Source organism: Martelella endophytica (genome assembly GCF_000960975.1).
GTDB lineage: Bacteria > Pseudomonadota > Alphaproteobacteria > Rhizobiales > Rhizobiaceae > Martelella > Martelella endophytica.
Genome location: NZ_CP010803.1, coordinates 2,735,566 through 2,757,942 on the forward strand (window position 1 = coordinate 2,735,566; position 22,377 = coordinate 2,757,942).

The window sequence follows — 22,377 nt, forward strand, 5'->3', positions numbered from 1 at the left end:
TCGGGCTTGACCCGAGGATCCAATCACCGCCCAGCAAGAGCAGCGTTGGTGGCCTGTAATAGATTGATTTAAATTCACTTTTTCGTCCGCTACGCTTGTCGCGTTGATAAGTGCCTAGACCCTCGGGTCAAGCCCGAGGGTGACGAAGGAGGGTGGGGCGAGCTTTGTCAACAAACTGAGCCCCCGTCCTATTGTTTCGGACGGGGCTTTCGTCATTTTTCAGATCCATCCGTTCCGGAATTCCTCAGTCCTAAGAATGTCGAACAGGGCGGCAAGCGCCGGGTTTTCCGTGCCGCGAACAAATTGCAACTCGACAGGCAGGTTTGCCGCGCGGTTCAACGGACGGGTGACGATTGCAGTCTCGCCCACACAGATCGAGGCGGGCACCAGCCCGACGCCAAGTCCCTCTGCGACAAGGCGGATGATGGTGTTTTGCAGGCGCGGCTCGAAACCGACCTTTGGTACGACACCGCCGCTTGTGAGAAAGTCGAAAATGGCGGTTCTGAGCACCGCGGCGACATCCGCCGGCGCAACGATGATCGCTTCGCCGCTGAGATCGGTCGCGGTGACCTCGCTGAGACGTGTCAAAGGATGATCGTGGGGCAAGGCGAGGCAGAGCCTGTCGGTGAAAACCGGAACGCTGTCGATCTGTGGCATTTTGGGCCCGGCGAATGTCAGCGCAGCATTGATGCGGCCAGCCAGCAGTTGCGCTTCGATCTCGCCCGGCGTGGCCTCCGACAGTGAAAGTCGCACATCGGGACGGATCTCGGTGTAGCGGCGCACCAGCCGGGGGATCAGCCGATGCGCGGCGAGCATCATGAAGCCGAGCTTCAGCGCACCGCTACGGCCCTCCGCGACAAGACGGGCCTCGCGACCGGCGGCTTCGAAGGCGGAAAGCGCCTGCTGGGCGTCTTCACGAAACTGCCGGCCGGCTGCTGTCAGTTCGACACGCCTTGACGAACGCTCGACCAGAATGACGCCGAGATCGGTTTCCAGATTGGCGATCTGCCGGCTGAAGGGCGGCTGGGTCATGTTCATCCGGCGCGCCGCATGGCCGAAATGCAGCGTTTCTGCGAGCGCGAGAAAACAGCGCACCTGTCTCATGTCCATCGATACCGTCTCCGCATCAATCGCTAACACAATATGCATTGGAATGTATCGATGTTAGCCGCTAGAGAAAAGCCTCACGTCGCGCCTGAAAGTTCCTCCCATGCTCACCAACCTGATGATCGTCCTGCCGATCTTCGCTTTGATCCTGACAGGCTACATCGCCCGGAAAACCGATACGCTCGGCCCGAATGCCACGCGCGAGGTCAATCGCCTCGTCGTCAAGCTCGCTCTGCCGGCGCTGCTGTTTGACATCATGGCAAACGCCGATCCTGCGGAGGTCTGGCAGCCCGGTTTTATCCTCGCCTTCAGCGTCGGCTGCGGCGTCATCTTCGCCGGTACGGTCTGGCTGCGTCTTCGGCATGGCAGCCATCTCGCCGATGCGGCAATCGACGGGCTGAACGCGGGCTATGCCAATACCGGCTTCATCGGTTTCCCGCTGGTGCTTGCCGTTGTCGGACCGTCGGGCATGGCGGCGACACTGGTCGCCTCGATCATCACAGTCTGCATCCTGTTCGGCATTGCCATCATCATCATCGAGGTGGCGCTGCAGTCGGAAGCAAGCCGCGGCGCCATCGTCGGAAAGACGCTGATCTCCGTGGCGAAGAACCCGTTGCTAGTCGCACCGGTCCTCGGTGCCTTCTTTCTGGTCTCCGGCATCCCGATGCCTGGGCCGCTGGACGAATTTCTGAAGCTCCTTGGCGGAGCGGCGACACCCTGCGCACTGATCGCACTCGGCCTATTCCTGGCCCAGAACGGGGCGCGCAAGCCGAGAGCGGGTGTAAAGGTGCAGTTCCTGCTGATCGCGCTGAAGCTCATCGGTCAGCCGCTGCTGACGTGGATCGTCGCCGTACCGCTGCTCGGTCTTCCCGATGAGGCGGCGCGCACGGCCGTTCTCATCGCGGCCCTGCCGACGGGCACGGGCTCGTTCATGCTGGCCGAGTTCTACCAGCGCGAGGCACTGCTGACCGGCCGTGTGGTGCTGATCTCGACCATTCTGTCGCTGGTCACGCTGACGGCACTGCTGGCCGTCTGGCCGTAACCCTTATCCGAAGGCTCGCTTCAGCGCCGTCACCCTGCGGGTAATGGCTTCCGTATCGAGGGCGCGCTTCAGATATTCGCGATTGTCATCCGACTTGCCCATGGTGACGTTCGGATTGCGGTAGCGCATAGGACTTTCCGCATAGGCGGTGGCACCGAAGTGAAACTCGACGCCGTCCATCGGTGCGCCTTCGGCAAACAGGCTTTTCGGCTCCGGATCGCCGCAGACCAGGATGGTCATCCGTCCTGCCGCGCGGGCAATCATTATCCGCAATGTATCGAGGCCCTCATGTGCCTTGGGCCGCTGGCCCGAGGAAAGCACGCGGTCGACGCCGCAGGCGATCAGGTCGTCGATCGCTTCGTCCGGATCCCGCGTCATGTCGAAGGCGCGGTGGAAGGTGACGGCCATCGGGCGGGCGGCCTCGACAGCGGCGCGCGTGCGCTCGACATCGACCCGGCCATCTGCCGTCAGGAAGCCGATCACGACGCCATCGGCGCCACCTGACTTGCAGACCTCGATATCGGTGAGGATCGCCTCGAATTCGGCCTGCGAATAGAGAAAATCGCCGCCGCGCGGGCGCACGATGACGAAGACCGGGATCGATGCCCTTGTCTTCGCCAGCATGATCTGGCCGAGGCTCGGCGTGATGCCGCCCTCCAGAAGGCTGGCGCAGAGTTCGACGCGGTCGGCGCCGGCTGCTTCCGCCAGAAGTGCCTCCTCGAAACCCTCGACGCAGATTTCGACTGTCGGCTTATTGCTCATGCTGTCGGTCCTGTCCGTTCAAAGAGGCTTGTAGGCGATCGCTTCGATCTCGACGAGGATGTTGATCATCAGCCGCGCTTCGCTGGTGGTGCGGGCGGGAAACTTGCCCGGTGTGAAAAAGGCGGCATAGGCCTTGTTGAACCGGCCGAAATCGCGGGCATCGTGGATCCAGGCCGTCGTCTTGCAGATATCTGCCATCTCGCAGCCGGCAAGTTTCAATGCCTTTTCGATGTTCTTCATCACCTGCGTCGTCTGCGCCTCGATATCGTGCGGCGCGATCGAGCCGTCGTCCATGGTCGGCACCTGGCCGGAGACATAGACGAAATCCCCGGCGCGCACGGCGGGCGAAAGCGGAGCGGCACCCGGGGCGCTGCTGTCGAAGTGGAAATGCTGAAGTTCTGACATGTTTTCTCTTTCTTTCGTTCCCGGACATGATTGCGGCGCAGTTGCATCGGCGTGGCATATTGCAGCCGGCTTTGTCAGTCTATACCGATGATATGAAACGAGGTGCAACCTGGAAGCGGGAACGCGGCATGAAAAGACTTGAAGGGCGAACGGCACTGGTCACCGGCGCAGTTGGCGGCATCGGCACGGCGGTGGTCGAGGATTTCCTGGCGGAGGGGGCATCCGTCATCATCTCGGATATACGCGAGGATGCGGTCGAGGCTGCCGTCGAGCGTTACCGCGCCGCCGGTTTTGCGGTTGCCGGCGCCGCCGCCAGCATCACCGATTTCGCTGGCCTGAAGGCAGCGGTAGACAAGGCGGTCGCCGAACTCGGCCCGGTCGATATCCTCGCTTCCAACGCTTTTACAGGCGGTGGCGATCCGACGCTCGACAAAACCTCGCCCGAACGCTTTTTCGAAGATGCCGGCGGCAATCTCGCCGGATCTTTCAACACGGTCAGGGTGGTTATCGACGGCATGAAGGCGAAGCGCCAAGGCGCGATCGTGCTGGTCGGCTCGGTCAACGGGCTTTCGACGCTCGGCCAGCCAGCCTACAGTGCCGCCAAGGCTGGCCTCATCAGCCTCGCGCGCACCATGGCGACCGAATACGGCCGCCACAACATCCGCGCCAATATCGTCTGCCCCGGCACGGTGCAGACGCCGGCCTGGGACGAGCGCCTCGCCCGCAAGCCCGATGTGATGGACGACCTGATCAAGTGGTATCCGCTTGGCCGGGTGGCGAAGCCCGTTGATGTCGCCAAGGCCATCACCTTTCTGGCCTCCGACGATGCCGGCTTCATCTCCGGTGCGATGCTGCCGGTCGATGGCGGGCTGATGGCCGGCAATCTCGCCATGGCCCGCGAATTGACGCTGGAAGGCGAATAGCCGCCGACAGAAGCGGACACCGGCCAGTGAAAACAAAGATAATCCAGAGGGAAACATAGTGAAAATCGAAGACCTCGATACACCGGTGCCGGTGATCGATCGGGCGGTCGCAGAGGCGAACCTGAAACGCATGCAGGATTACTGCGATGCCCACGGCCTCAGGCTCCGACCGCATATCAAGACCCACAAGAGCATTGCCATGGCGAAGCGCCAGCTCGCGCTTGGCGCCACTGGCATCACCTGCCAGAAGCTCGGCGAGGCCGAGGTGATGGCCGATGCCGGCATCGAGGATATCCTGATTTCCTACCCGTTGATCGGACCGATCAAGGCGCGGCGGCTCGCAGCACTTGCCGGCCGGGCAAGGATGACGGTCGCCATCGACAGCGATGTAGCGCTGGAAACCGTCGCCGCCGCTGCGGCGGAGGCGGGGAGGGGGATCGCGGTGCTGATCGAATTCGACAGCGGCCTTGGACGCACCGGCGTCACATCGGTCGAGGCGGCGCTGGCGCTTGCCGAAAAGGCGGCCGTAACCCCCGGCGTGACCTTTGCCGGACTGATGACCTATCCCGCAAACGAGAACACCGTTACCTTCGTCAACGTGGCCAGGCCGGCTTTCGCGGCGGCCGGGCTACCGATCCCGATGGTCTCCGGCGGCGGCACGCCGGCCGCGTTTCACCTGCACGAGCTCGGCGTCATCGATGAGGTTCGGGTCGGAACCTATATCTACAACGATCGCATGATGATGGGCGCGGGCCATGCCAGGCTTGCCGATTGCGCGCTCGATATCCTTGCCACCGTCATCAGTCGGCCGACGCCGGATCGCGCGATCATCGACGCCGGATCGAAATCGCTGACCAGCGATCCCGCCGGAGCCGGCGGCCCCGGCCATGGTCTCATCCGGGCGTATCCGGACGCGATCGTCGAACGGTTGACGGAGGAGCACGGCATGGTCGATCTATCGGCTTGCGCGAAGAAACCGGAGATCGGCGAACGCGTGCGGATCGTGCCCAACCACGTCTGCCCGGTCGTCAATCTGCACGATTGGGTGTTCGTGGTCGATGGCGATGATGTCGAGGAATGGCCCGTCGATGCGCGCGGGCTGACGCGGTAGTCCATGCCAATCTCCCCCGAGGGGGAGATTGGAGAGGTTTTCACCTCAGAGTGTGATTTCGGCGTTGCCCGAACCTTCGAGCACGATGCCCTCGGCGGTCTCCGAGATGCTGAGGCCGTCGGCAGTCGCCTTCGGCACGTTCTGCAGGCGCAGACGCCAGGGGCGGGCGCTGTCGGAGACCGACACCGACAGCGTCTTGCCGCTGCGGGCGACCGAGATCTCCTGCGCCTTTTCGCCCTTGTCAGCGAAGATCGTGGCGGACGCCGTCTTGCCATCCTCCAGAGCGTAGAGCGCGAAGAGCGTGCCATCGGCGTAGTCGTAGTCCGGCTTGTCGTCGACGGCGCCCCAGGCGATCAGGCTGTTTGGACGGACGTAGAAGGGCAGGCTCATGAAGCCGTGGTTCTCGTTCCGCCAGCAACCGCCCTCGACCTCTTCGCCGGAGAGGATATGCGTCCAGCGGCCCTTCGGCAGGTAGAACTCCACGTCACCCGACGCATCGAGCACGGGCGCGACGAGCAGCTTGTCGCCGAGCATGTACTGGCGGTCGAGCGGATCGCAGGCGCGGTCCTCGGGGAACTCCAGCAGCATCGGGCGCATCATCGGCAGGCCTGTCTTCGAAGCTTCCACAGCGGCGCTGTAGAGCGTCGGCATCAGCTTCATCTTCAGCTTGGTGAACTGGCGCAGCACATCGACGGCTTCGTCGTCATAAAGCCACGGCACGCGGTAGGATTTCGAACCGTGCAGACGCGAATGGCTGGACAAGAGGCCGAAGGCGCACCAGCGCTTGTAGACGTCGGCAGAAGCCGTTGCCTCGAAGCCACCAATGTCGTGGCTCCAGAAGCCGAAGCCGGACAGACCAAGCGACAGGCCGCCGCGCAGCGTCTCGGCCATGGAATCATAATCCGAGTAGCAGTCGCCGCCCCAGTGAACCGGGAACTGCTGGCCGCCGGTGGTGGCGGAGCGGGCGAAAAGCACAGCCTCGTCCTTGCCCTTGCTCTCCTGCAGCGCCTCGTAGACGACCTTGTTGTATAGGAAGGTGTAGTAGTTATGCATCGTTTCCGGGTCGGTGCCATCGTGATACGCGACATCCACCGGAATGCGCTCGCCGAAGTCGGTCTTGAAGCAATCGACGCCCTGGGCGACCAGATCCTTCAGGTAACCGGCATACCAGTCGCAGGCATCCGGATTGGTGAAATCGACGACGGCCTGGCCCGGCTGCCACATGTCCCACTGCCAGACGGAGCCGTCCTGGCGCTTGATCAGGTAACCGTGTTCCTTGCCTTCTTCGAAGAGCTTCGATTCCTGGGCAATATAGGGGTTGATCCAGACGCAGATCTTCAGGCCGCGATCCTTGTAGCGGGCAAGCATGGCTTCCGGATCGGGGAAGGTTTCCGGGTCCCATTCGAAATCGCACCAGTGCAGGCCGCGCATCCAGAAGCAGTCGAAGTGGAAGACGTGCAGCGGAATGTCGCGCTCGGCCATGCCGTCGAGGAAGCTGGTGACGGTGGCTTCGTCATACTGGGTGGTGAACGAGGTGGTGAGCCAGAGGCCGAACGACCAGCGTGCCGGCAGGGCAGGGCGGCCGGTGAGCGCTGTGTAGCGGTCGAGCACACCCTTGGGCTCGGGACCGTCGATGAAGTAATATTCGAGCGCTTCTCCCGGAACAGAGAACTGCGCCTTGGAAACCTTTTCCGAGCCGATCTCGAATTCGACACGGCCTGGATCGTTGACGAAGACGCCCCAGCCGCGATTGGTCAGGAAGAAGGGGATGTTCTTGTAGGCCTGTTCGGTGTTGGCACCGCCGTCGCGGTTCCACATCTCGACCGGCTGGCCGTTCTTGACGAAATCGGTGAAGCGTTCGCCGAGACCGTAGACCTTGGTGCCGACGCCGAGATTCAGGCGCTCGAACATATGGGTCTGCTTGCCGTTGGACTTGTCGGTGGCATGACCGCCGGCCTTGAAGTCCGATCCGGAGATGACCTTGCCGTCGCGCAGGAATTCGAGCTTCCAGCGGTCCTTCATCGCGACCCGGACGGTGATGTTGCCACTCGTCAGCGTGGCATAGTCATCGCCGATGGAAATTTCCGGCGTGAAGGCTTCATCCGGGTAGAGCTCGAAATGCGGGCCCTTGTCCAGTCCGCCGCGAAAATGCTCGCTGCGCACGCCGATGACACCTTCCATCGGCGAGAACAGGCGGATGGTCAGAAGGCGGGCGTTGATCTGGTTGCCGCGACCGGCGAGTGGCCAGGTCGGAGCGGTGATGACGATGCTGTTGCCTTCGGTGCGGGCCTGATAGACCTCTACCGGGTTCAGCAGGTCGAGATATTCGGGGACGTGCCAGTTGCCGTCGGAGAATTTCATGTCGATTGTCCTTTGAATGGCTGAGCAGGTGCGGCGCCGAGGAGCTTTGCCAGGGCGCCGCGCCGCGGCTGTCAGAGCCGTGCGCCGGTTTCGCGGTCGAAGATGTGGAGCCGGGCGGGATCGATCCTGAGCGGCATCAGCGTGCCGTTTGCGATCGTCGCGCGGTCATTGATGACGACGGCAACCTCCGGCTCGCTGTCCGTAAACAGGTAGGTCGTTGCCCCGGTCTCCTCGGAAATCCTGAGTGGCAGGTGGAACTGTGCCTCGGCATCGGAAACCAGCGTCAGATGTTCCGGCCGCATGCCAACTTCCACCGGCTTGCCGGGTTCAAGCTTTCCTTCATACGGGATCGTCTTGCCGTCGGCGATCTCGAGCTTCAGAGAATGACCGTCTTCGCCGACGACAGCGGGAATGAAGTTCATTGCAGGCGAACCGATAAACCCAGCCACAAAGCGATTGACCGGACGGTCGTAGAGCTCAAGCGGAGCGCCTTCCTGCTCGATGATGCCGGCGCGCATCAGAACGACACGGTCGGCCATTGTCATCGCCTCGATCTGGTCATGGGTGACATAGACAGAGGTCGCGTTCAGCCGGTCGTGCAGCGTGCGGATTTCCTTGCGCATATGGACACGCAATGCCGCATCGAGGTTCGACAGCGGCTCGTCGAACAGAAACGCCTTCGGATCGCGGATGATGGCACGGCTCATCGCCACACGCTGACGCTGACCGCCGGAAAGTTCGCGGGGATAGCGCGCAAGAAGCTGGGAGAGCCCGGTGGTTTCGGCCACTTCGCGGGCCTTTGCCTGGGCGTCCTTCTTCTTCATGCCGTGGGTGCGCAGCGAGTAGGTGAGGTTTTCCTCGACTGTCATATGCGGATAGAGCGCATAGGACTGGAACACCATGGCGATGTCGCGCTTCCTCGGCGGCGCATCGTTCATGCGCTGGCCAGCGATATTGACCTCGCCGCTGGAGATCTTCTCGAGGCCGGCAAGCGTGCGCAGAAGCGTGGACTTACCGCAGCCCGATGGGCCGACGAGAGCGACGAAGGAACCCTTCTCGATGCTGAGATTGATGTTCTTCAGGGCGTGGTAGCGGCCGTAATACTTCTCAACCGCGTTGAATTCGATCTGGGCTGTCATTTCAAAGCTCCCGAGGTCAGGCCGGAGACGATCTTGCGCTGCAGAAGAACAAAGACGGCGAGAATGGGGGTCACGTAGATCGACGAATACGCCATGATCTTGTCCCACTCGACCGTGTTCGGTCCCATGAAGGTGTTAAGTCCGACGCTGGCAGGCTGGTACATAGCGTCGGAGATGAACGTCTTGGAATAGACGAACTCACCGAAGGCCTGCATGTAGATGAGGATCGCGCTGACGAGGATGCCGTTGCGCGCCAAAGGCAGAACGATATGGAAGAACGCTCCCATACGGGAATTCCCGTCGACAAGGGCCGCTTCTTCCAGCTCCATCGGAACGCTCATGAAGGTGGCGCGGACCAGCACGACGAAGAACGGCATGCTCTTTGCCGAGATGGCGAGCACCGTGGCAAGGCGCGGATAGTCGAGAATGCCAAGCTGGGAGAAGCCGACGAAGATCGGCGTCACCATCAGCGATGACGGCAGAACCTGCAGCATGAGGATCAGAAACAGGCCGACATCGATCCAGACGCTGCGATAGCGGGCCAGAACATAGGCGCAGCCCGAGCCGAGAGCCGCGATGACGATCACCGAGAGCGTCGCGATGTACAATGAGTTCCACAGGTAGCTGCCCATGCCGCGCGACTGCCAGACATCGACGAAGTTCTGCCACTGCGCATGGGTCGGGATGAAGATCGGTGGCGATGCGAAAGCCTCGGACGAGGTTTTGATCGCGGTGACATACATCCAGTAGAGCGGGAACAGATAGATGACGGCGAGCGCGAGGGCGCAGGCAATCAGGATGGTGTTGCGAATGGATTGGTTGGTCATCCCCGTACCTCCCCGCGGGTCGAGCGGACATAGAATGCGGCCGCTACGACAACGATGACGATCATCAGCACGGAAACGGTGGCGCCACCGGCGAAGTCGAACTCGTTGAAGGACAATTGCCATGCCCAGTACTGGGCGACGTTCGATGCGTTGTTCGGACCACCATTGGTGATCGAGGCAAACAGGTCGAACTGCTGCAGCGTGAAGATGAGACCGAGCGAAAGCAGGGCACCGATCGTCGCGCGCATCATCGGCAGTGTGATGGTGAAGAAACGGCGCAACGGTCCGGCGCCATCAAGTGCAGCAGCCTCATAGAGGTCCTGCGGAATGGCGGACAGGCCGACCGAAAGCAGGATCATGTTGAACGAGGTGCCGAGCCAGATATTGGCGATGATGACACTCCACAGCGCGAAATCGGGGTTCGAGCGCCAGAAGATCTGTGTGTCGATCACGCCAAGCTGGATGAGAATGTAGTTGATGACGCCGAAGTCACCCGACAGCAGCCAGTTCCAGATTGCGCCGGCGACGAGGCCGGGCATGACCCAGGAAACAAGGAAGAGACCACGGATATAGGTCGATCCGGGAAACTTCTGCTGGAAGAAGAGCGCCAGTCCAAAACCGAGCACGAATTGTCCGATGATGGAGCCGAGAACAAAGATCAGCGTGTTGCCGAAAATGGGCCAGGTCTGTGGGTCCGAAAGGATCCGCTTGTAATTTTCCAGGCCGGCGAAGGGGCGGATGATCGAGCCGAGGCTGAACATGTCAACCTCCTGGAAACTCATGATCACGTTGTAGAGAATGGCTGCGCCCGATATCAAGATCAGAAAGGCGAGGGGGACGCCGATCAGGATGATGTCGAAGCCGCGCCCGTCCCAGAGAGTCGATAGCCGGTTTCGCATAGTAAACTCCTCAACCGCTGCCTTTTGTTGCAAGGCTTCGCCGGAGCCCCTACCCCGTCGGTGAAACGGGGTAGGGGTATCAGCTCGTCTGCGGTTACGCGTTTAGATCAATTGACGAGCTTGTCGATCTGCGACTGCGCCTGATCGAGGGCTTCCTGTGGCGTCGCGTCGCCGGTCAGAGCAGCCTGGAGGGCGTTCTGGATGGCCTTGGAAACCTTCGGCCATTCTGCCGACGGTCCACGCGGCTGGGCGTACTGGAGCTGTTCCTGGAACACCTTCAGAGCCTGATCCATCTCGGCATCGCCGGTCGACGGAATCTCGATGTCCTTTTCAGCCGGAAGCTGGCCGAAGCGCTGATACATGTCCTTGTCCTGCGAGGCCATGTATTCGAGAACCTTGAAGGCTTCTTCCGGGTGCTTGGTCGACTTGAAGACAACCCAGTTGTAGTCACCGATGGCCGAAGAACGCGGGCCGCCTTCTTTCTCGACTGGCAGAAGGGCAAGCTTCCAGTTGAAGTCGGCTTCCTTGGACAGGCGGTCGAGCTCCCACGGTCCGGAAATTGCCATGGCGGCGTTGCCGGTGATGAAGGTCGACATCGAGTTCCACTGGCTGCGCGAAATGGTATCCGGGGAGGCGAGACCTTCATCGAGGATCTGCTTCCAGAACGTCAACGCTTCAACGCCGCCCGGGCCGTTAACCTTGTCCCAGCTGCCGCCGGCCATCTGCACCCAGGGGAGGAACTGGAACGTGCCCTGTTCGCTGGCCTGTGCGGAGAAGGCGAGGCCGTAGACTTCCTTCGACGGATCATTCAGCTTGCGGGCGTCTTCAAGCAGTTCGTCCCATGTTGCAGGCGGGGTATCGATGCCGGCAGCCTTGAACATGTCTTCGTTGTAGAAAAGCGCGATCGTGTTGGTGGCTTTCGGAATGCCGTAGAGTTCGCCATCCCAGGTGGCCGAAGCGATCGGACCGGCATAATAGTCGTCGACATGGATGACGTCGGAGGTTTCTGCCATATCCGTCAGGTCGAGGAGGGCGCCCTTGGAGGCGAGCATCGCATTGAACGGCACGTCGACGGCGTAGATGTCAGGTGCCTTGCCGACAGCATAGGCGCGCATGACGTCGCTCATCAGATCGGCAAACTGGATCTGGCGGTATTCGACGTGAATTTCGTCCTGGCTGGCGTTAAAATCGTCAACGAGCTGCGGCGCCGGCTGGTCCGGGCGGTCAACAGCCCAAAGGTTGATGGTCACAGGGGCTGCAAAGGCGGGGGCCGACAGCGTGATGGTGGCGATAGCGGATGCGCAGACAAGCGCACTAAGATATTTCATAAAGGACCTCCCGATATCCCCTCCAAGTCAGAGGGGCGGTTTTGATTTGCGCCATTTCGCTTCTCCCGCAGCGTTCGGCCAAGGCCGAATGTTTCCGGCGGAAAACGCTTCAAACAGGCGCCGTAAACGTTTACGACGATAGACCTCTCTTCGGGAAACTGTCAATAGAGGTACGTAAAGCAGGGGAAGAATAATGAAGGGCATCAGGCAGCTTGCTGACCATCTGTCGATCTCCACAGGCACTGTCTCACGGGCTTTGAACGGCAAAGCCGATGTCAACGCCGAGACGCGCAAACGCGTTCTTGAGGCGGCGGAAAAGCTCGGCTACGTGCCGAATCAGGCCGGCCGCAGCCTGCGGCAGGGCGTGACCGGAACCGTTGGTCTTATCCTCAGCCAGGACGCCTCTATCGGTGCTGGCAGCGAAAATTTCTTCCCGCGTGTTATCGATGGTCTTCAGCAGGCGCTTTCCCGTCATGGTCTCGATCTCGTGCTTCTCCTGCGTCCTCGTGGCGAGAAGCAGGACGAGTTCCTGCGGCGGATGGTCGCTCGCCGGATTGTCGACGCACTCATCATCACCTCGACCCGCGTTTACGATCCGCGGTTTCCCTTTCTGACGAAATCGGGCATGCCGTTCGTGGCCCTTGGACGCTCCGAGACCAGCAGGCCGGAGAACCGCTGGGCCGACCTCGATTTCGAGGGTATCGCAGAACGCGCAGTCACGCGGTTGTTCGAGCGCGGCCATCGCCAGATTGCGCTTGCCGGACCGCGTCCGGATGCCAATCTTGGTGCGCTTTTCCTGAAAGGTTATCGCAGGGGACTTGATAGCTGCGGGCTGACTTTCGACCCGGATCTGGTTTTTCAGAGCGACGGTCAGGAGGCGGGCGGCTACGAGATCGGCAGCCGTATCCTTGAAAGCAAGCACAGGCCAAGCGCGATCGTGCTCAACGCGGAGATGATGTCGATCGGGCTTTATCGCCGGTTGGGCGAGGCGGGGCTGACGCCAGGAAAAGACCTCGCCATTATCGCGGAGCGCGAAAGCCCCGTCGGTCGTTTCCTGTCGCCGCGCCTCACATGTTTTCGTATCGACGCAGCGGCGCTCGGGTGCTCCCTCGGGGAGATGCTGCTATCGACCCTGCCGGCGTTTGCGGAACAATATGCAGATGTGCCACGCCAGCAGATCTGGCCGTTCGACCTGGTGGAGGGCGAGAGCGACCCGCCGCTTCAGGCCTGATCGGGCCGGGCGCCGTCCGTTCTTCTCTCGAACGCCTTCACCACGGCGATCATGTCGTCACTGCCTAGCCCCAGCGCCTCGGTCTCGGCATAAAGGGCCAGACTCGCCTCCATCAGTGGCGCAGCGATACCGGCCGCGTGCGCGGCATCGACGACAAGCCTGCTGTTCTTCAGCACATCCGATATGCCGGCCTGTCGCCCGAAATCTCCGGCCTTCAGCTTCTCCGCCTTGATGCGCGAGACGTCGCTTGCCATCGGCCCTGCGGCGAGGATGGCGGCGTATTGGGCGAGATCCAGGCCCTGACGTGCGGCAAAGTGGGCGCCCTCGGCAAGGCCGGTCACCATGGTGATCAGGAACACGTTGACGGCAAGCTTCATCGTCAGCGCCGCAGGCACCGGCCCGCATTCGAAATGGCTGCCGAGCATCGGCGACAGCAGCGGCGCGACAGCGGCCACGGTCTCCGGTCTGCCGGCGAGCATGCCGACCAGCGTGCCGGTCTCGGCCGGCTTGCGCGAACCGGAAACCGGCGCTTCGACATAGTCCCCGCCGGCGGCCCGGATGTCGGCATCGAGCGCCTTCGAATAGCCGGGCGTGAAGGTCCCCATGCTGACAATCACATGATCCGCGACCAGACTTTCGAAAGCGGGTGTGCCGCGGCCGAGCACCGCGTCCACGGCCGGTTCGTCCGCAAGCATCAGGATAACCGTCCGGCAGGCCGCAAACAGGTCTGACGGGTTTTCGGCAATGAGCGCGCCTTCCTGCTCCAGCGCAGCGGCGCGCTGACGCGAGCGGTTCCAGACCGTCAGCGGTGTTCCCGCGCGAAGCAGATTTCTGGCCATCGGCTCCCCCATGGTGCCGATGCCGATGAAGCCGATGGGTGTCATTGTCGCAATCCTCCGAAGCTTTGTGACAGTTTAGGCCGAGGTGGAGGATGAAAACAGTCTAGGCTTGTGATAGCGAGATCATCGAAATTGATGGCATTCGTCATGAATGCAGGCTATTTCCCGTTCTGGTTGGTGTACAGCGTGCACGCGGCCGGCCAAGTTGAGAAAAACACGTCTCGCCGCGTTCCGGGCGGCACAGGGAGGTTTCATGTGGGATGCTCTCATGCGGTGCATCATTCCGATCGTCGCCGCTATCGTCACCGTCATCGCCATCGCAGCGGGGTGGTTCTGGCCGCTGCTGATCACCGTGCCGACGCTGGCGATCGCCGTCTATGACTGGTTCCAGTCATCCTGGACGATCACCCGCAATTTCCCGGTCGCCGGTCGTATCCGCTGGATGGCACTGGCGTTGAGGCCGTTCATCCGCGCCTACGCGGTGGAGGACGACACCCACGGCACGCCCTATTCCTATGCCGCGCGTCAGCTGATCAGGGCCCGTGCGCATGGCCTGTCCGATACCATTCCCTTCGGCACGGAGCTCGAACTCTACGAGGACCCGCATCACTGGATCTGTCACAGCATGGCGCCGGAGGCCGAACCCGACCTGTCGCCGCGGGTGACGGTCGGCAACGAACAATGTTCGAAGCCTTACTCCGCCTCGATCCTGAACATCTCGGCCATGAGCTTCGGGGCGCTTTCCGCCAATGCCGTCAGGGCGATGAATATCGGCGCACGCGAAGGTGGTTTCTATCAGGACACGGGCGAGGGCGGTCTCAGCCGCTATCACCTCGAAAACGGTGGCGATGTGGTCTGGGAGCTCGGCTCCGGCTATTTCGGCGCCCGCGACAAGGATGGCCACTTCGATCCTGAGATGTTTCGCGACAAGACCGCCAATGATGCGGTCAAGATGACGGAGATCAAGGTGAGCCAGGGCGCCAAGCCCGGCCATGGCGGCATGCTGCCCGGCCCCAAGGTGACCCCGGAGATCGCCGAGGTGCGCGGCGTGCGCGTCTACGAGAACTGTCTGTCGCCGCGCGGCCATTCGTCGTTCTCGACGCCCGCGCAGATGCTGGAATTTGCGGCGCAGATGCGCGATCTTTCCGGCGGAAAGCCGGTCGGCATCAAGTTCTGTGTCGGCCAGCCGCATGAGCCCTTTGCGCTGGTGAAAGCGATGCTGACGACCGGCATCTATCCCGATTTCATCGTCATTGACGGCGCGGAAGGCGGCACGGGTGCCGCACCGCTCGAACTCGCCGACTGGGTCGGCATGCCGCTCTGGGATGGTCTCGTGCTGATGCGCAACGCCCTTGTCGGCGCCGGCGTCAAGAAGCATGTGCGGCTTGCCGCCAGCGGCAAGGTTTTTTCGGGCATGGGCATCGCCCACAACCTGGCGCTCGGCGCCGACTGGTGCAATGCCGCCCGCGCCTTCATGATGTCGGTGGGCTGCATTCAGGCGCAGCGCTGCCATACCGGCACCTGTCCCACCGGCGTCACCACCCAGGACAAGTGGCGCCAACGGGCGCTGGTGCCGGAAGAGCAGGGCCTGCATGCCGCCCGCTTCCACAAGAAGACGCTGGAAGCGCTGGCCGATATCGTCGCGGCCTGCGGTTTCAAGCATCCGAGCGACCTGCAGCCGCACCACATCATGCACCGGATCGGCTCGCACGATGCCATTCCGCTCGACAAGCTGCACACCTTTCTGCCCGAGGGTATTCTGCTCGATGAGCCCGATTCGACGATGTTTGCAGACTGGTGGCGGGCGGCAAGTTCCGACAGTTTCAGGCCTGTCGAAGACCTCGTGAAGCTGCGCGCGCGCGCAAGCTGAGGCTTGCCTATCCCCAACCGATGCCCTCCCGCATGATTTCATGTGGGAGGAGATTGACAGCCGAACCACAGCGTTCAAATACTCTAAATTGCAGAAATGCAATTCATTGTAGTGAACCAGCAGGGGTGGTCGACTGCAATCCTTTTGGCGCGTTGAACCTTGGGGGTAATACAATGGCAATGCGACGCGATATTGGGTTGGTTGGACTGACTTTTGTGGCCGTTGGCGGCGTGCTCGGTTCGGGGTGGCTGTTTGCCCCGCTCGACACCGCGCAACTGGCCGGTCCGGCTTCGATCATTTCCTGGCTGATTGGTGCGGTGGCGATGCTGCTTATCGCACTTACCTATGCCGAAAATTCCACTCTGTTTCCGATTGCCGGCGGTATCGCCCGCATACCGCAGTTCTCCCATGGCCGGCTCCTGGCGCTGGCGATGGGCTGGAGCGCCTGGGTCGGTTATTGCACGACCGCGCCGATCGAGGTGAAGGCCTCGCTCGGCTATGCGGCTTCCTACCTGCCATGGTTGACCAACAGTGCCGGCGGCCTGACCTTCTCTGGTTATCTCGCCGCAGCCGTTTTCCTCGCCGTCCTCACCGTTATCAACGTGTTTGGCGTCGCCTGGTTCGCGCGGGTCAACACCACCATGACCTGGTTCAAGCTGGTTGTTCCGGTGATCTTCATCGTGGTCATCGTCGCCTCCCGCTTCGAATCCTCCAATTTCACCTCGGCCGGCGGCTTCGCTCCGTTTGGGGTGCAAGGCATCTTCGCCGCGGTCTCGACCGGTGGCGTCGTGTTCGCGTTCATCGGCTTCCGCCATGCCATCGACCTTGCGGGCGAAGTGCACAATGCGCAAAGGGTCATTCCGCTCGCGCTGATCTTCTCGGTGCTGATCTGCCTTGCGATCTATGGCGGGCTGCAGATCGCATTCGTTGGCGCCATCGATCCGGCCTCGCTTGCCAGCGGCTGGCAGACCGTCGAGGCAAGCCATGAGCTCGGTCCGCTTGGCGCCCTTGCCACCTCGCTCGGCGTGCTCTGGCTGCTCAGCCTGCTGAATGTCGCTGCGGTGGTCTCTCCGGCCGGTTCCGGCCTCGTCTCGGTCTCGTCCAACGCCCGTCTGGCGCTTGCCATGTCGAACAATGGCGTGTTCCCGCGGATCTTCGCGACGCTGAACAGCTTTGGCGTTCCGCTATGGGCGCTGGTGCTGAACTATGTCGTGGCGCTCTTTATGCTGATCATCCTGCCGTTCCAGCAGATCCTGGCGCTCAACAGCGCCGCCGTGGTGCTCTCCTTCATCGCCGGCCCGGTCTCTATGGTGGCGTTCCGCTATCTGGCACCGAATGCCCGGCGCCCGTTCGTGGTGCCGGCTGCCGGCGCCGTCGGCGCTGTTGCCTTCGCGATTGCGACGCTGATGATCTACTGGTCGGGTTGGAGCACGATCTGGGTGCTGCTGACGCTGCTCGCTGTCGGTGCCGTGCTGTTCTTCGCGCGGTTTGCGATCATCGGCCGCGAGGACCTCGAGCCGAAGAGCGCCATCTGGTTCCTCGTCTACATGGCGGGGCTTACGATCGCTTCCTATTTCGGCGGCTTCGGCGGCGGGCTCGGCCTCATACCGCATCCGGTGGACTCGCTCCTTGTTGCCCTGTTCGGCCTTGCCATGTTCGGCTTTGCCGTGCGCGGCCGGGTGTCGCAGGAAGTGTTCGACCGGTTCCGCCACGAGCAGCGCGTGTTCGAACGCAAGGAATATGGTCACGCCGATGAAGAGGACCTGATGTCGCGCGAATAGCACCACAGAGGCGCCCTCCGAGGCGCCTTTTTCTATCAGTGGTAAGCCCGGTCTTCGTAAGGGGAATCGAGCGACATTGGCGGAATGGTGACCTGCAGCAATTCCTCCGCGCCGCGTTCGATCATGTAGTGGCCGACCATGATGCCTGACGGAGTATCGAGCGGCGCAGCGGAGCTGTATTCGAATTGGCCGCCGCTTTCGAGCAGCGGTTGTTTTCCGACTACGCCGCTGCCCTCAACGATTTCGGAGGCGCCGTCGGCGTTGGTGATCGTCCAGTGACGAGAAACGAGCCGCACCGGATGCGACCCGTGATTGATGATCTCGATATGGTAGGACCAGACGAACTCATCCTCGTCCGGGTTCGAACGCTCTTCAAGGAAGAACGCCTCTGCCCGAACTTCGATGCCATGCGTGACTGCCGTTTCCATGGCCTCCCCCAAGGCCCACGATTTCACGCCATCTTTCGCTCAAGTCGGCAATTTTGCAAGCGCCTGGGCGAAATCCTCCAGCAGGTCGTCGGTATCCTCGATGCCGGCGGAGAAGCGGATCGTGCCGCCCGAGATGCCGAGCTCGGCACGGGCCTCGTCGGAGAGGTTCTTGTGGGTGGTGGTGGCCGGATGCGTGATCAGGCTCTTGGAATCACCGAGATTGTTGGAAATCGAGACGATGTCGAGCGCATCCTGGAAGGCAAAGGCCGCTTCCTTGCCACCCTTCAGTTCAAAGGCGATCAGGGAGGAGCCGGCGGTCATCTGCTTGGCGATGATATCCGCCTGCGGATGGTCGGCGCGGCCGGGATAGACGACGCGCGCAACCTGCTTCTGGTCGGCCAGGAAATCGGCGATCTTGCCGGCGCTTTCAGTCTGCTGGCGGACGCGAAGCGGGAAGGTCTCGAGCCCCTTCATCAGAAGCCAGGCATTGAACGGCGACAGCGCCGGTCCTGTGTGGCGGAAATAGTCCTGCAACTCTTCCTCGATCCACTCCTTCGATGACAGCACGACGCCGCCAAGGCAGCGGCCCTGACCGTCGATATGCTTGGTCGCCGAATAGATCACCACGTCTGCGCCGAGTTCGAGCGGCTTCTGGTAGAGCGCGGTAGCGAATACGTTGTCGACGACGAGGCGGGCGCCGGCCTGATGGGCGAGCTTGGCAACGCCTGCAATATCAACGACTTCCAGCGTCGGGTTGGTGGGGCTCTCGAGGAAGAACAGCTTGGTGTTCGGACGGATGGCAGCTTCGAAATTGGCAAGGTCGCGGCCATCGACCAGTGTGCACTCAATGCCGTATTTCGGTGCCAGCGTTTCGACCACCCAGCGGCACGAGCCGAACAGCGCACGCGCCGCCACGATGTGATCGCCGGCGCGCAGCTGGCAGAGAATGGCGGCGGAAACGGCGGCCATGCCGGATGCGGTGGCGCGGGCTTCTTCCGCGCCTTCGAGCGCGCACATGCGCTTTTCGAACATGTCATTGGTCGGGCTGCCGTAGCGGGCGTAGATGAAGCCTTCTTCCTCGCCCTTGAAGCGGGCCTCGGCCGCGGCGGAATTCTCGTAGAGGAACCCTTGGGTCATGAAGATGCCTTCCGACATTTCGCCGAACTGCGAACGCAGGCTGCCGCCATGCACGAGCTTGGTTTGAGGACGCCAGGACTTCTTCATTGTCTTTCTCCAAACAAAAAAACCGGTCGCGAGGGACCGGTTACCCGGTCTTTTAGCAAGTTGTTTAACGTGGCTGCAAGCCGACCGGCCAAATCACCACAGGATAAGTGTCGCATAGTCCTTCAGGGCGCTTGCGTCAATTCCGAAAGCTTGGTTTTGTCGCGCCACAGGAGCAAAAACATGTCGCACACCCCCGGAATTCTCGCGGATAACGCCATTGCCGGTCTCTTCGAAACGGGCCGTCTCACCGCGGAGGCGGCGCTCGATGATGACCAGATCCAGCCGGCCAGCCTCGATCTTCGTCTGGGCGCAAAAGCCTATCGCGTGCGGGCAAGCTTCCTGCCGGGGCCGGGACACCGCGTCGCCGACAAGCTCTCCCGCCTCAGCCTGCACGAAATCGACCTTACCGAAGGGGCAGTGTTGGAAACGGGCTGCGTCTATCTTGTCGAACTGATGGAAGGCCTGTCGCTCGATCCCGCCATGTCGGCCTCCACCAATCCGAAGAGCTCGACCGGAAGGCTCGATATCTTCACCCGCGTTCTCGCCGATCATGCGCAGGAATTTGACATCATTCCAGCGGGTTACAACGGTCCGCTCTACCTCGAGATCTCGCCGCGCACCTTTCCGGTAATCGTACGCAAGGGCTCGCGCCTGTCGCAGATTCGCTTCCGCGTCGGCCATGCCGTGCTTGCCGAGGATGAACTGATGGCGCTGCATCATGCAGAAACGCTGGTCGCAAGTGACATGCCGAATGTTTCAGGCGGCGGCATCGCGCTGTCGATCGATCTCGCGGGCGAAGGGCTGGTCGGCTATCGCGGTAAGCATCACACCGGTGTCATCGATGTCGATCGCAAGGCGGGCTACGACGTCCTCGATTTCTGGGAGCCGATCGAGGGACGCGGCAAGGGCGAACTGATCCTCGATCCGGACGAGTTCTACATCCTCGTCTCGCGGGAGGCCGTGCACGTGCCGCCGCTCTATGCCGCGGAGATGACGCCGTTCGATCCGCTGGTCGGCGAGTTCCGGGTGCATTATGCCGGCTTCTTCGATCCGGGTTTCGGCCATGCCGGGGCAGGGGGCAAGGGCTCGCGCGCTGTGCTGGAGGTCAGAAGCCACGAGGTGCCGTTCATTCTCGAACATGGCCAGATTGTCGGCCGGCTGGTCTATGAGCGGATGCTGACGCCACCGGCGCGGCTCTATGGCGCCGGCCTCAATTCCAACTACCAGGCGCAGGGCCTCAAGCTTTCGAAGCATTTTCGCGCCGGCTGAACTATTTCCAGGGAGGAAGAGATGACGGTGAGCGCACCGAGAAACGCCTTCAAGCGCCGGCTGCTGGCCGGCGAGACGGTTTATGGGCTGTGGCTGATGTCGACGAGCCCGGTGATGGCGGAGGCGGCCTCGCTCGTCGGCTTCGACTGGTTGCTGTTCGACACCGAGCATTCCCCGATCGATATCGGCGGCGTTCAGCCGCTGCTGCAGGCCGCTGCCGCCGGCGCTTCCGCCATTCTCGCCCGGCCTGCCTGGAACGATCGTGTGCTGATCAAGCGGATGCTCGACATCGGGGCGCAGACGCTAGTCGTGCCCTTCGTCGAGACCGCCGACGAGGCGCGCCAGGCCGTGATCTCGACGCGTTATCCGCCGCTCGGTCGCCGCGGTGTTTCCGGCGGCACGCGCGCCAGTCGCTACGGTTTCGCTCCGGACTATTTCACCACCGCCAACGACGAGATCTGCCTTCTTGTGCAGGTCGAGACCCGCGAGGCGGTCGCAGAACTCGATGCGATCGCCGCGGTCGATGGCGTCGATGGCGTGTTTATCGGCCCTGCCGATCTCGCCGCCTCTCTCGGCCACCTCGGCAATCCCGGTCATCCGGACGTGGTGGCGGTGCTGAAGGATGCGCTTGCCCGCATTCTCGCCGTCGGCAAGGCTCCGGGCATTTTGGCCATGAACGCGGAAACGGCGCGGACCTATGCCGAATGGGGGTATCGCTTCGTCGGCGTCGGCACGGACATGGGGCTTTTCGCAGCCAATGCGAAGGCCGCCCTTGCCGCGGTCGCCAGCCCTTCATAGACGGGTTTGTGGGGAGTCTCGGGAGGAGAAGGCATGAAGAGCCATGTCGCGGTGTTCGACACCAGTACCGGCACGAGCGAAACCGTTCTGGTCCACGACGGCCACATAGAGGCGCCGAACTTTACGCGGGTGGTGCTGCGCTGCTGGTCAATGGCGGCGGCAGGCTCTATCGGCTGCCGCTGGATGCGCCGGCCTTGCATGCGATCGACTCCGGCTTTGCGGTGAAGCTCAACAATGACCATGGCATTTCCCCGGATGGGACGACGCTTGCCCTTTCCGACTCGACCGAGGAAGGTCAAAGCGCGATCTATACCGTCCCCGCCGCCGGCGGCACGCCGAAGCGCGTCACTGACAAGGTGCCGTCCTACTGGCACGGCTGGTCGCCGGATGGCGGCACGCTTGCCTATACCGCCCAGCGTGGCCCGTCCTTCGAGATCTACACATGCCCGGTCGGCGGCGGGGCGGAATTCCAGGTGACCGACGGTTTCGACCATTGCGACGGGCCAGATTACACGCCGGATGGCAACTGGATCTGGTTCAACGGGGAGAGGGACGGCGTGATCGATCTCTATCGCGTGCATCCCGATGGCAGTGGGCTTCAGCGGATGACCGATGACGAGCGCGTCAACTGGTTCCCGCATCCCTCGCCGGATGGCGCCAGTGTCCTCTATCTTGCCTATGAGAACGGCACCGAGGGCCATCCCGCCAACCGTCAGGTCGAATTGCGGATGGTGCCAGCTGATGGCGGTGCGCCACAAATCCTGACATCGCTGTTCGGAGGCCAGGGGACGATCAACGTGCCGTGCTGGGCCCCGGATTCGCGACGCTTCGCCTACGTCTTCTTCAGCGAGGTGGAATGAGCGCGGCCCCTTTGACAGCCACAACCATGACGCAGCTCGCTCTTGGCTCGAAGACGCCGCGCAGGTGGAAAGTCGCGGGCCGTCGGACGGTGAAGCATGATAGCGCTTCCAGGCGCAAGCGACGTCCAGCATTTTAAAAGTATCAACATTTATAAGCCATTAGAATTCTTGGC

19 protein-coding genes, 1 pseudogene and 1 riboswitch are annotated in these 22,377 nt (G+C 62.1%); of the genes and pseudogenes, 9 read left to right on the forward strand and 11 right to left on the reverse strand.

The features are described from left to right. Positions 1–219 precede the first annotated feature (219 nt). A complete protein-coding gene (locus TM49_RS12440) occupies positions 220–1,110 on the reverse strand; it encodes a LysR family transcriptional regulator (protein ID WP_045681654.1) in 891 nt (296 codons plus the stop codon). 100 nt (positions 1,111–1,210) lie between these two features. On the opposite strand from TM49_RS12440, the gene TM49_RS12445 reads away from it, so the two are divergent. Continuing rightward, positions 1,211–2,149 carry an AEC family transporter gene (locus TM49_RS12445; protein WP_045681656.1) on the forward strand — a complete coding sequence of 313 codons (939 nt, stop codon included), beginning with the start codon at positions 1,211–1,213 and terminating at the stop codon, positions 2,147–2,149. A gap of 3 nt (positions 2,150–2,152) precedes the next feature. Here TM49_RS12445 and TM49_RS12450 read toward each other — a convergent pair whose 3' ends face one another. Further along, a complete protein-coding gene (locus TM49_RS12450) occupies positions 2,153–2,911 on the reverse strand; it encodes a copper homeostasis protein CutC (RefSeq protein WP_045681657.1) in 759 nt (252 codons plus the stop codon). An 18-nt stretch (positions 2,912–2,929) separates the two neighbouring features. Beyond that, entirely contained in the window at positions 2,930–3,316 is a 387-nt protein-coding gene (locus tag TM49_RS12455) for a RidA family protein (RefSeq protein ID WP_045681659.1), read from the reverse strand. 128 nt (positions 3,317–3,444) lie between these two features. On the opposite strand from TM49_RS12455, the gene TM49_RS12460 reads away from it, so the two are divergent. Next, entirely contained in the window at positions 3,445–4,239 is a 795-nt protein-coding gene (locus TM49_RS12460) for an SDR family oxidoreductase (RefSeq protein ID WP_045681660.1), read from the forward strand. Positions 4,240–4,294: 55 nt separating this feature from the next. Beyond that, positions 4,295–5,350 (forward strand): alanine racemase, encoded by a 1,056-nt coding sequence (locus TM49_RS12465; RefSeq protein ID WP_201777060.1) that lies wholly within the window; start codon positions 4,295–4,297, stop codon positions 5,348–5,350. 45 nt (positions 5,351–5,395) lie between these two features. On the opposite strand, the gene yicI is transcribed toward TM49_RS12465, so the two are convergent. The 5 genes from yicI to TM49_RS12490 all read right to left on the reverse strand — a co-directional run bounded on the left by yicI (position 5,396) and on the right by TM49_RS12490 (position 11,904). Then, positions 5,396–7,711 (reverse strand): alpha-xylosidase, encoded by a 2,316-nt coding sequence (yicI, locus tag TM49_RS12470; protein WP_045681664.1) that lies wholly within the window; start codon positions 7,709–7,711, stop codon positions 5,396–5,398. A gap of 71 nt (positions 7,712–7,782) precedes the next feature. After that, the gene (locus TM49_RS12475; protein WP_045681666.1) at positions 7,783–8,850 is read right to left on the reverse strand and encodes an ABC transporter ATP-binding protein; all 1,068 of its coding nucleotides are present in this window, start codon (positions 8,848–8,850) and stop codon (positions 7,783–7,785) included. After that, entirely contained in the window at positions 8,847–9,677 is an 831-nt protein-coding gene (locus TM49_RS12480) for a carbohydrate ABC transporter permease (protein WP_045681667.1), read from the reverse strand. The genes TM49_RS12475 and TM49_RS12480 overlap by 4 nt, the downstream gene beginning before the upstream one ends. After that, entirely contained in the window at positions 9,674–10,576 is a 903-nt protein-coding gene (locus TM49_RS12485) for a carbohydrate ABC transporter permease (RefSeq protein WP_045681669.1), read from the reverse strand. Before TM49_RS12485 ends, TM49_RS12480 begins: the two co-directional genes overlap by 4 nt. A gap of 107 nt (positions 10,577–10,683) precedes the next feature. After that, entirely contained in the window at positions 10,684–11,904 is a 1,221-nt protein-coding gene (locus tag TM49_RS12490) for an ABC transporter substrate-binding protein (protein ID WP_045681671.1), read from the reverse strand. A 193-nt stretch (positions 11,905–12,097) separates the two neighbouring features. On the opposite strand from TM49_RS12490, the gene TM49_RS12495 reads away from it, so the two are divergent. Further along, the gene (locus TM49_RS12495) at positions 12,098–13,135 is read left to right on the forward strand and encodes a LacI family DNA-binding transcriptional regulator (protein WP_045681673.1); all 1,038 of its coding nucleotides are present in this window, start codon (positions 12,098–12,100) and stop codon (positions 13,133–13,135) included. Here the strand turns inward: TM49_RS12495 and TM49_RS12500 are convergent. After that, positions 13,126–14,019 carry an NAD(P)-dependent oxidoreductase gene (locus TM49_RS12500; protein WP_045681675.1) on the reverse strand — a complete coding sequence of 298 codons (894 nt, stop codon included), beginning with the start codon at positions 14,017–14,019 and terminating at the stop codon, positions 13,126–13,128. The two genes, TM49_RS12495 and TM49_RS12500, sit on opposite strands and share 10 nt — an antisense overlap. Before the next feature lie 208 nt (positions 14,020–14,227). On the opposite strand from TM49_RS12500, the gene TM49_RS12505 reads away from it, so the two are divergent. Beyond that, positions 14,228–15,844: an FMN-binding glutamate synthase family protein gene (locus TM49_RS12505; RefSeq protein WP_045681677.1), complete on the forward strand. Its 1,617-nt coding sequence runs from the start codon at positions 14,228–14,230 to the stop codon at positions 15,842–15,844. A 173-nt stretch (positions 15,845–16,017) separates the two neighbouring features. After that, entirely contained in the window at positions 16,018–17,625 is a 1,608-nt protein-coding gene (locus tag TM49_RS12510) for an APC family permease (protein WP_082074727.1), read from the forward strand. A 35-nt stretch (positions 17,626–17,660) separates the two neighbouring features. Here the strand turns inward: TM49_RS12510 and apaG are convergent, their stop codons facing one another. Together apaG and TM49_RS12520 are read right to left on the reverse strand one after the other, a co-directional pair. After that, entirely contained in the window at positions 17,661–18,053 is a 393-nt protein-coding gene (gene apaG / locus TM49_RS12515) for a Co2+/Mg2+ efflux protein ApaG (protein WP_045681681.1), read from the reverse strand. A 39-nt stretch (positions 18,054–18,092) separates the two neighbouring features. Continuing rightward, positions 18,093–19,277 carry an O-succinylhomoserine sulfhydrylase gene (locus TM49_RS12520; RefSeq protein ID WP_045681684.1) on the reverse strand — a complete coding sequence of 395 codons (1,185 nt, stop codon included), beginning with the start codon at positions 19,275–19,277 and terminating at the stop codon, positions 18,093–18,095. Positions 19,278–19,309: 32 nt separating this feature from the next. Beyond that, positions 19,310–19,387, reverse strand: a riboswitch (SAM riboswitch). A 70-nt stretch (positions 19,388–19,457) separates the two neighbouring features. Between TM49_RS12520 and TM49_RS12525 the strand changes: the two genes are divergently transcribed. The 3 genes and pseudogenes from TM49_RS12525 to TM49_RS12535 all read left to right on the forward strand — a co-directional run bounded on the left by TM49_RS12525 (position 19,458) and on the right by TM49_RS12535 (position 22,204). Further along, on the forward strand, positions 19,458–20,546 hold the full coding sequence (locus tag TM49_RS12525; RefSeq protein ID WP_045681685.1) for a 2'-deoxycytidine 5'-triphosphate deaminase: 1,089 nt from the start codon (positions 19,458–19,460) through the stop codon (positions 20,544–20,546). 21 nt (positions 20,547–20,567) lie between these two features. Beyond that, the gene (locus TM49_RS12530) at positions 20,568–21,344 is read left to right on the forward strand and encodes an HpcH/HpaI aldolase family protein (protein ID WP_045681687.1); all 777 of its coding nucleotides are present in this window, start codon (positions 20,568–20,570) and stop codon (positions 21,342–21,344) included. 33 nt (positions 21,345–21,377) lie between these two features. After that, positions 21,378–22,204 (forward strand): annotated as a pseudogene (locus tag TM49_RS12535) (TolB family protein). Positions 22,205–22,377: the final 173 nt, after the last annotated feature.

Excerpts from the sequence above, each read along its gene's own strand:
- TM49_RS12480 (WP_045681667.1), bottom strand. The coding sequence starts at position 9,677 with ATGACCAACCAATCCATTCGCAACACCATCCTGATTGCCTGCGCCCTC.
- TM49_RS12455 (WP_045681659.1), bottom strand. The coding sequence starts at position 3,316 with ATGTCAGAACTTCAGCATTTCCACTTCGACAGCAGCGCCCCGGGTGCC.
- TM49_RS12490 (WP_045681671.1), bottom strand. The coding sequence starts at position 11,904 with ATGAAATATCTTAGTGCGCTTGTCTGCGCATCCGCTATCGCCACCATC.
- TM49_RS12460 (WP_045681660.1), top strand. The coding sequence starts at position 3,445 with ATGAAAAGACTTGAAGGGCGAACGGCACTGGTCACCGGCGCAGTTGGC.
- TM49_RS12520 (WP_045681684.1), bottom strand. The coding sequence starts at position 19,277 with ATGAAGAAGTCCTGGCGTCCTCAAACCAAGCTCGTGCATGGCGGCAGC.
- TM49_RS12445 (WP_045681656.1), top strand. The coding sequence starts at position 1,211 with ATGCTCACCAACCTGATGATCGTCCTGCCGATCTTCGCTTTGATCCTG.
- TM49_RS12485 (WP_045681669.1), bottom strand. The coding sequence starts at position 10,576 with ATGCGAAACCGGCTATCGACTCTCTGGGACGGGCGCGGCTTCGACATC.
- apaG (WP_045681681.1), bottom strand. The coding sequence starts at position 18,053 with ATGGAAACGGCAGTCACGCATGGCATCGAAGTTCGGGCAGAGGCGTTC.
- TM49_RS12440 (WP_045681654.1), bottom strand. The coding sequence starts at position 1,110 with ATGGACATGAGACAGGTGCGCTGTTTTCTCGCGCTCGCAGAAACGCTG.
- TM49_RS12510 (WP_082074727.1), top strand. The coding sequence starts at position 16,018 with ATGGCAATGCGACGCGATATTGGGTTGGTTGGACTGACTTTTGTGGCC.
- TM49_RS12530 (WP_045681687.1), top strand. The coding sequence starts at position 20,568 with ATGACGGTGAGCGCACCGAGAAACGCCTTCAAGCGCCGGCTGCTGGCC.
- TM49_RS12525 (WP_045681685.1), top strand. The coding sequence starts at position 19,458 with ATGTCGCACACCCCCGGAATTCTCGCGGATAACGCCATTGCCGGTCTC.
- TM49_RS12505 (WP_045681677.1), top strand. The coding sequence starts at position 14,228 with ATGTGGGATGCTCTCATGCGGTGCATCATTCCGATCGTCGCCGCTATC.
- TM49_RS12475 (WP_045681666.1), bottom strand. The coding sequence starts at position 8,850 with ATGACAGCCCAGATCGAATTCAACGCGGTTGAGAAGTATTACGGCCGC.
- TM49_RS12500 (WP_045681675.1), bottom strand. The coding sequence starts at position 14,019 with ATGACACCCATCGGCTTCATCGGCATCGGCACCATGGGGGAGCCGATG.
- yicI (WP_045681664.1), bottom strand. The coding sequence starts at position 7,711 with ATGAAATTCTCCGACGGCAACTGGCACGTCCCCGAATATCTCGACCTG.
- TM49_RS12495 (WP_045681673.1), top strand. The coding sequence starts at position 12,098 with ATGAAGGGCATCAGGCAGCTTGCTGACCATCTGTCGATCTCCACAGGC.
- TM49_RS12450 (WP_045681657.1), bottom strand. The coding sequence starts at position 2,911 with ATGAGCAATAAGCCGACAGTCGAAATCTGCGTCGAGGGTTTCGAGGAG.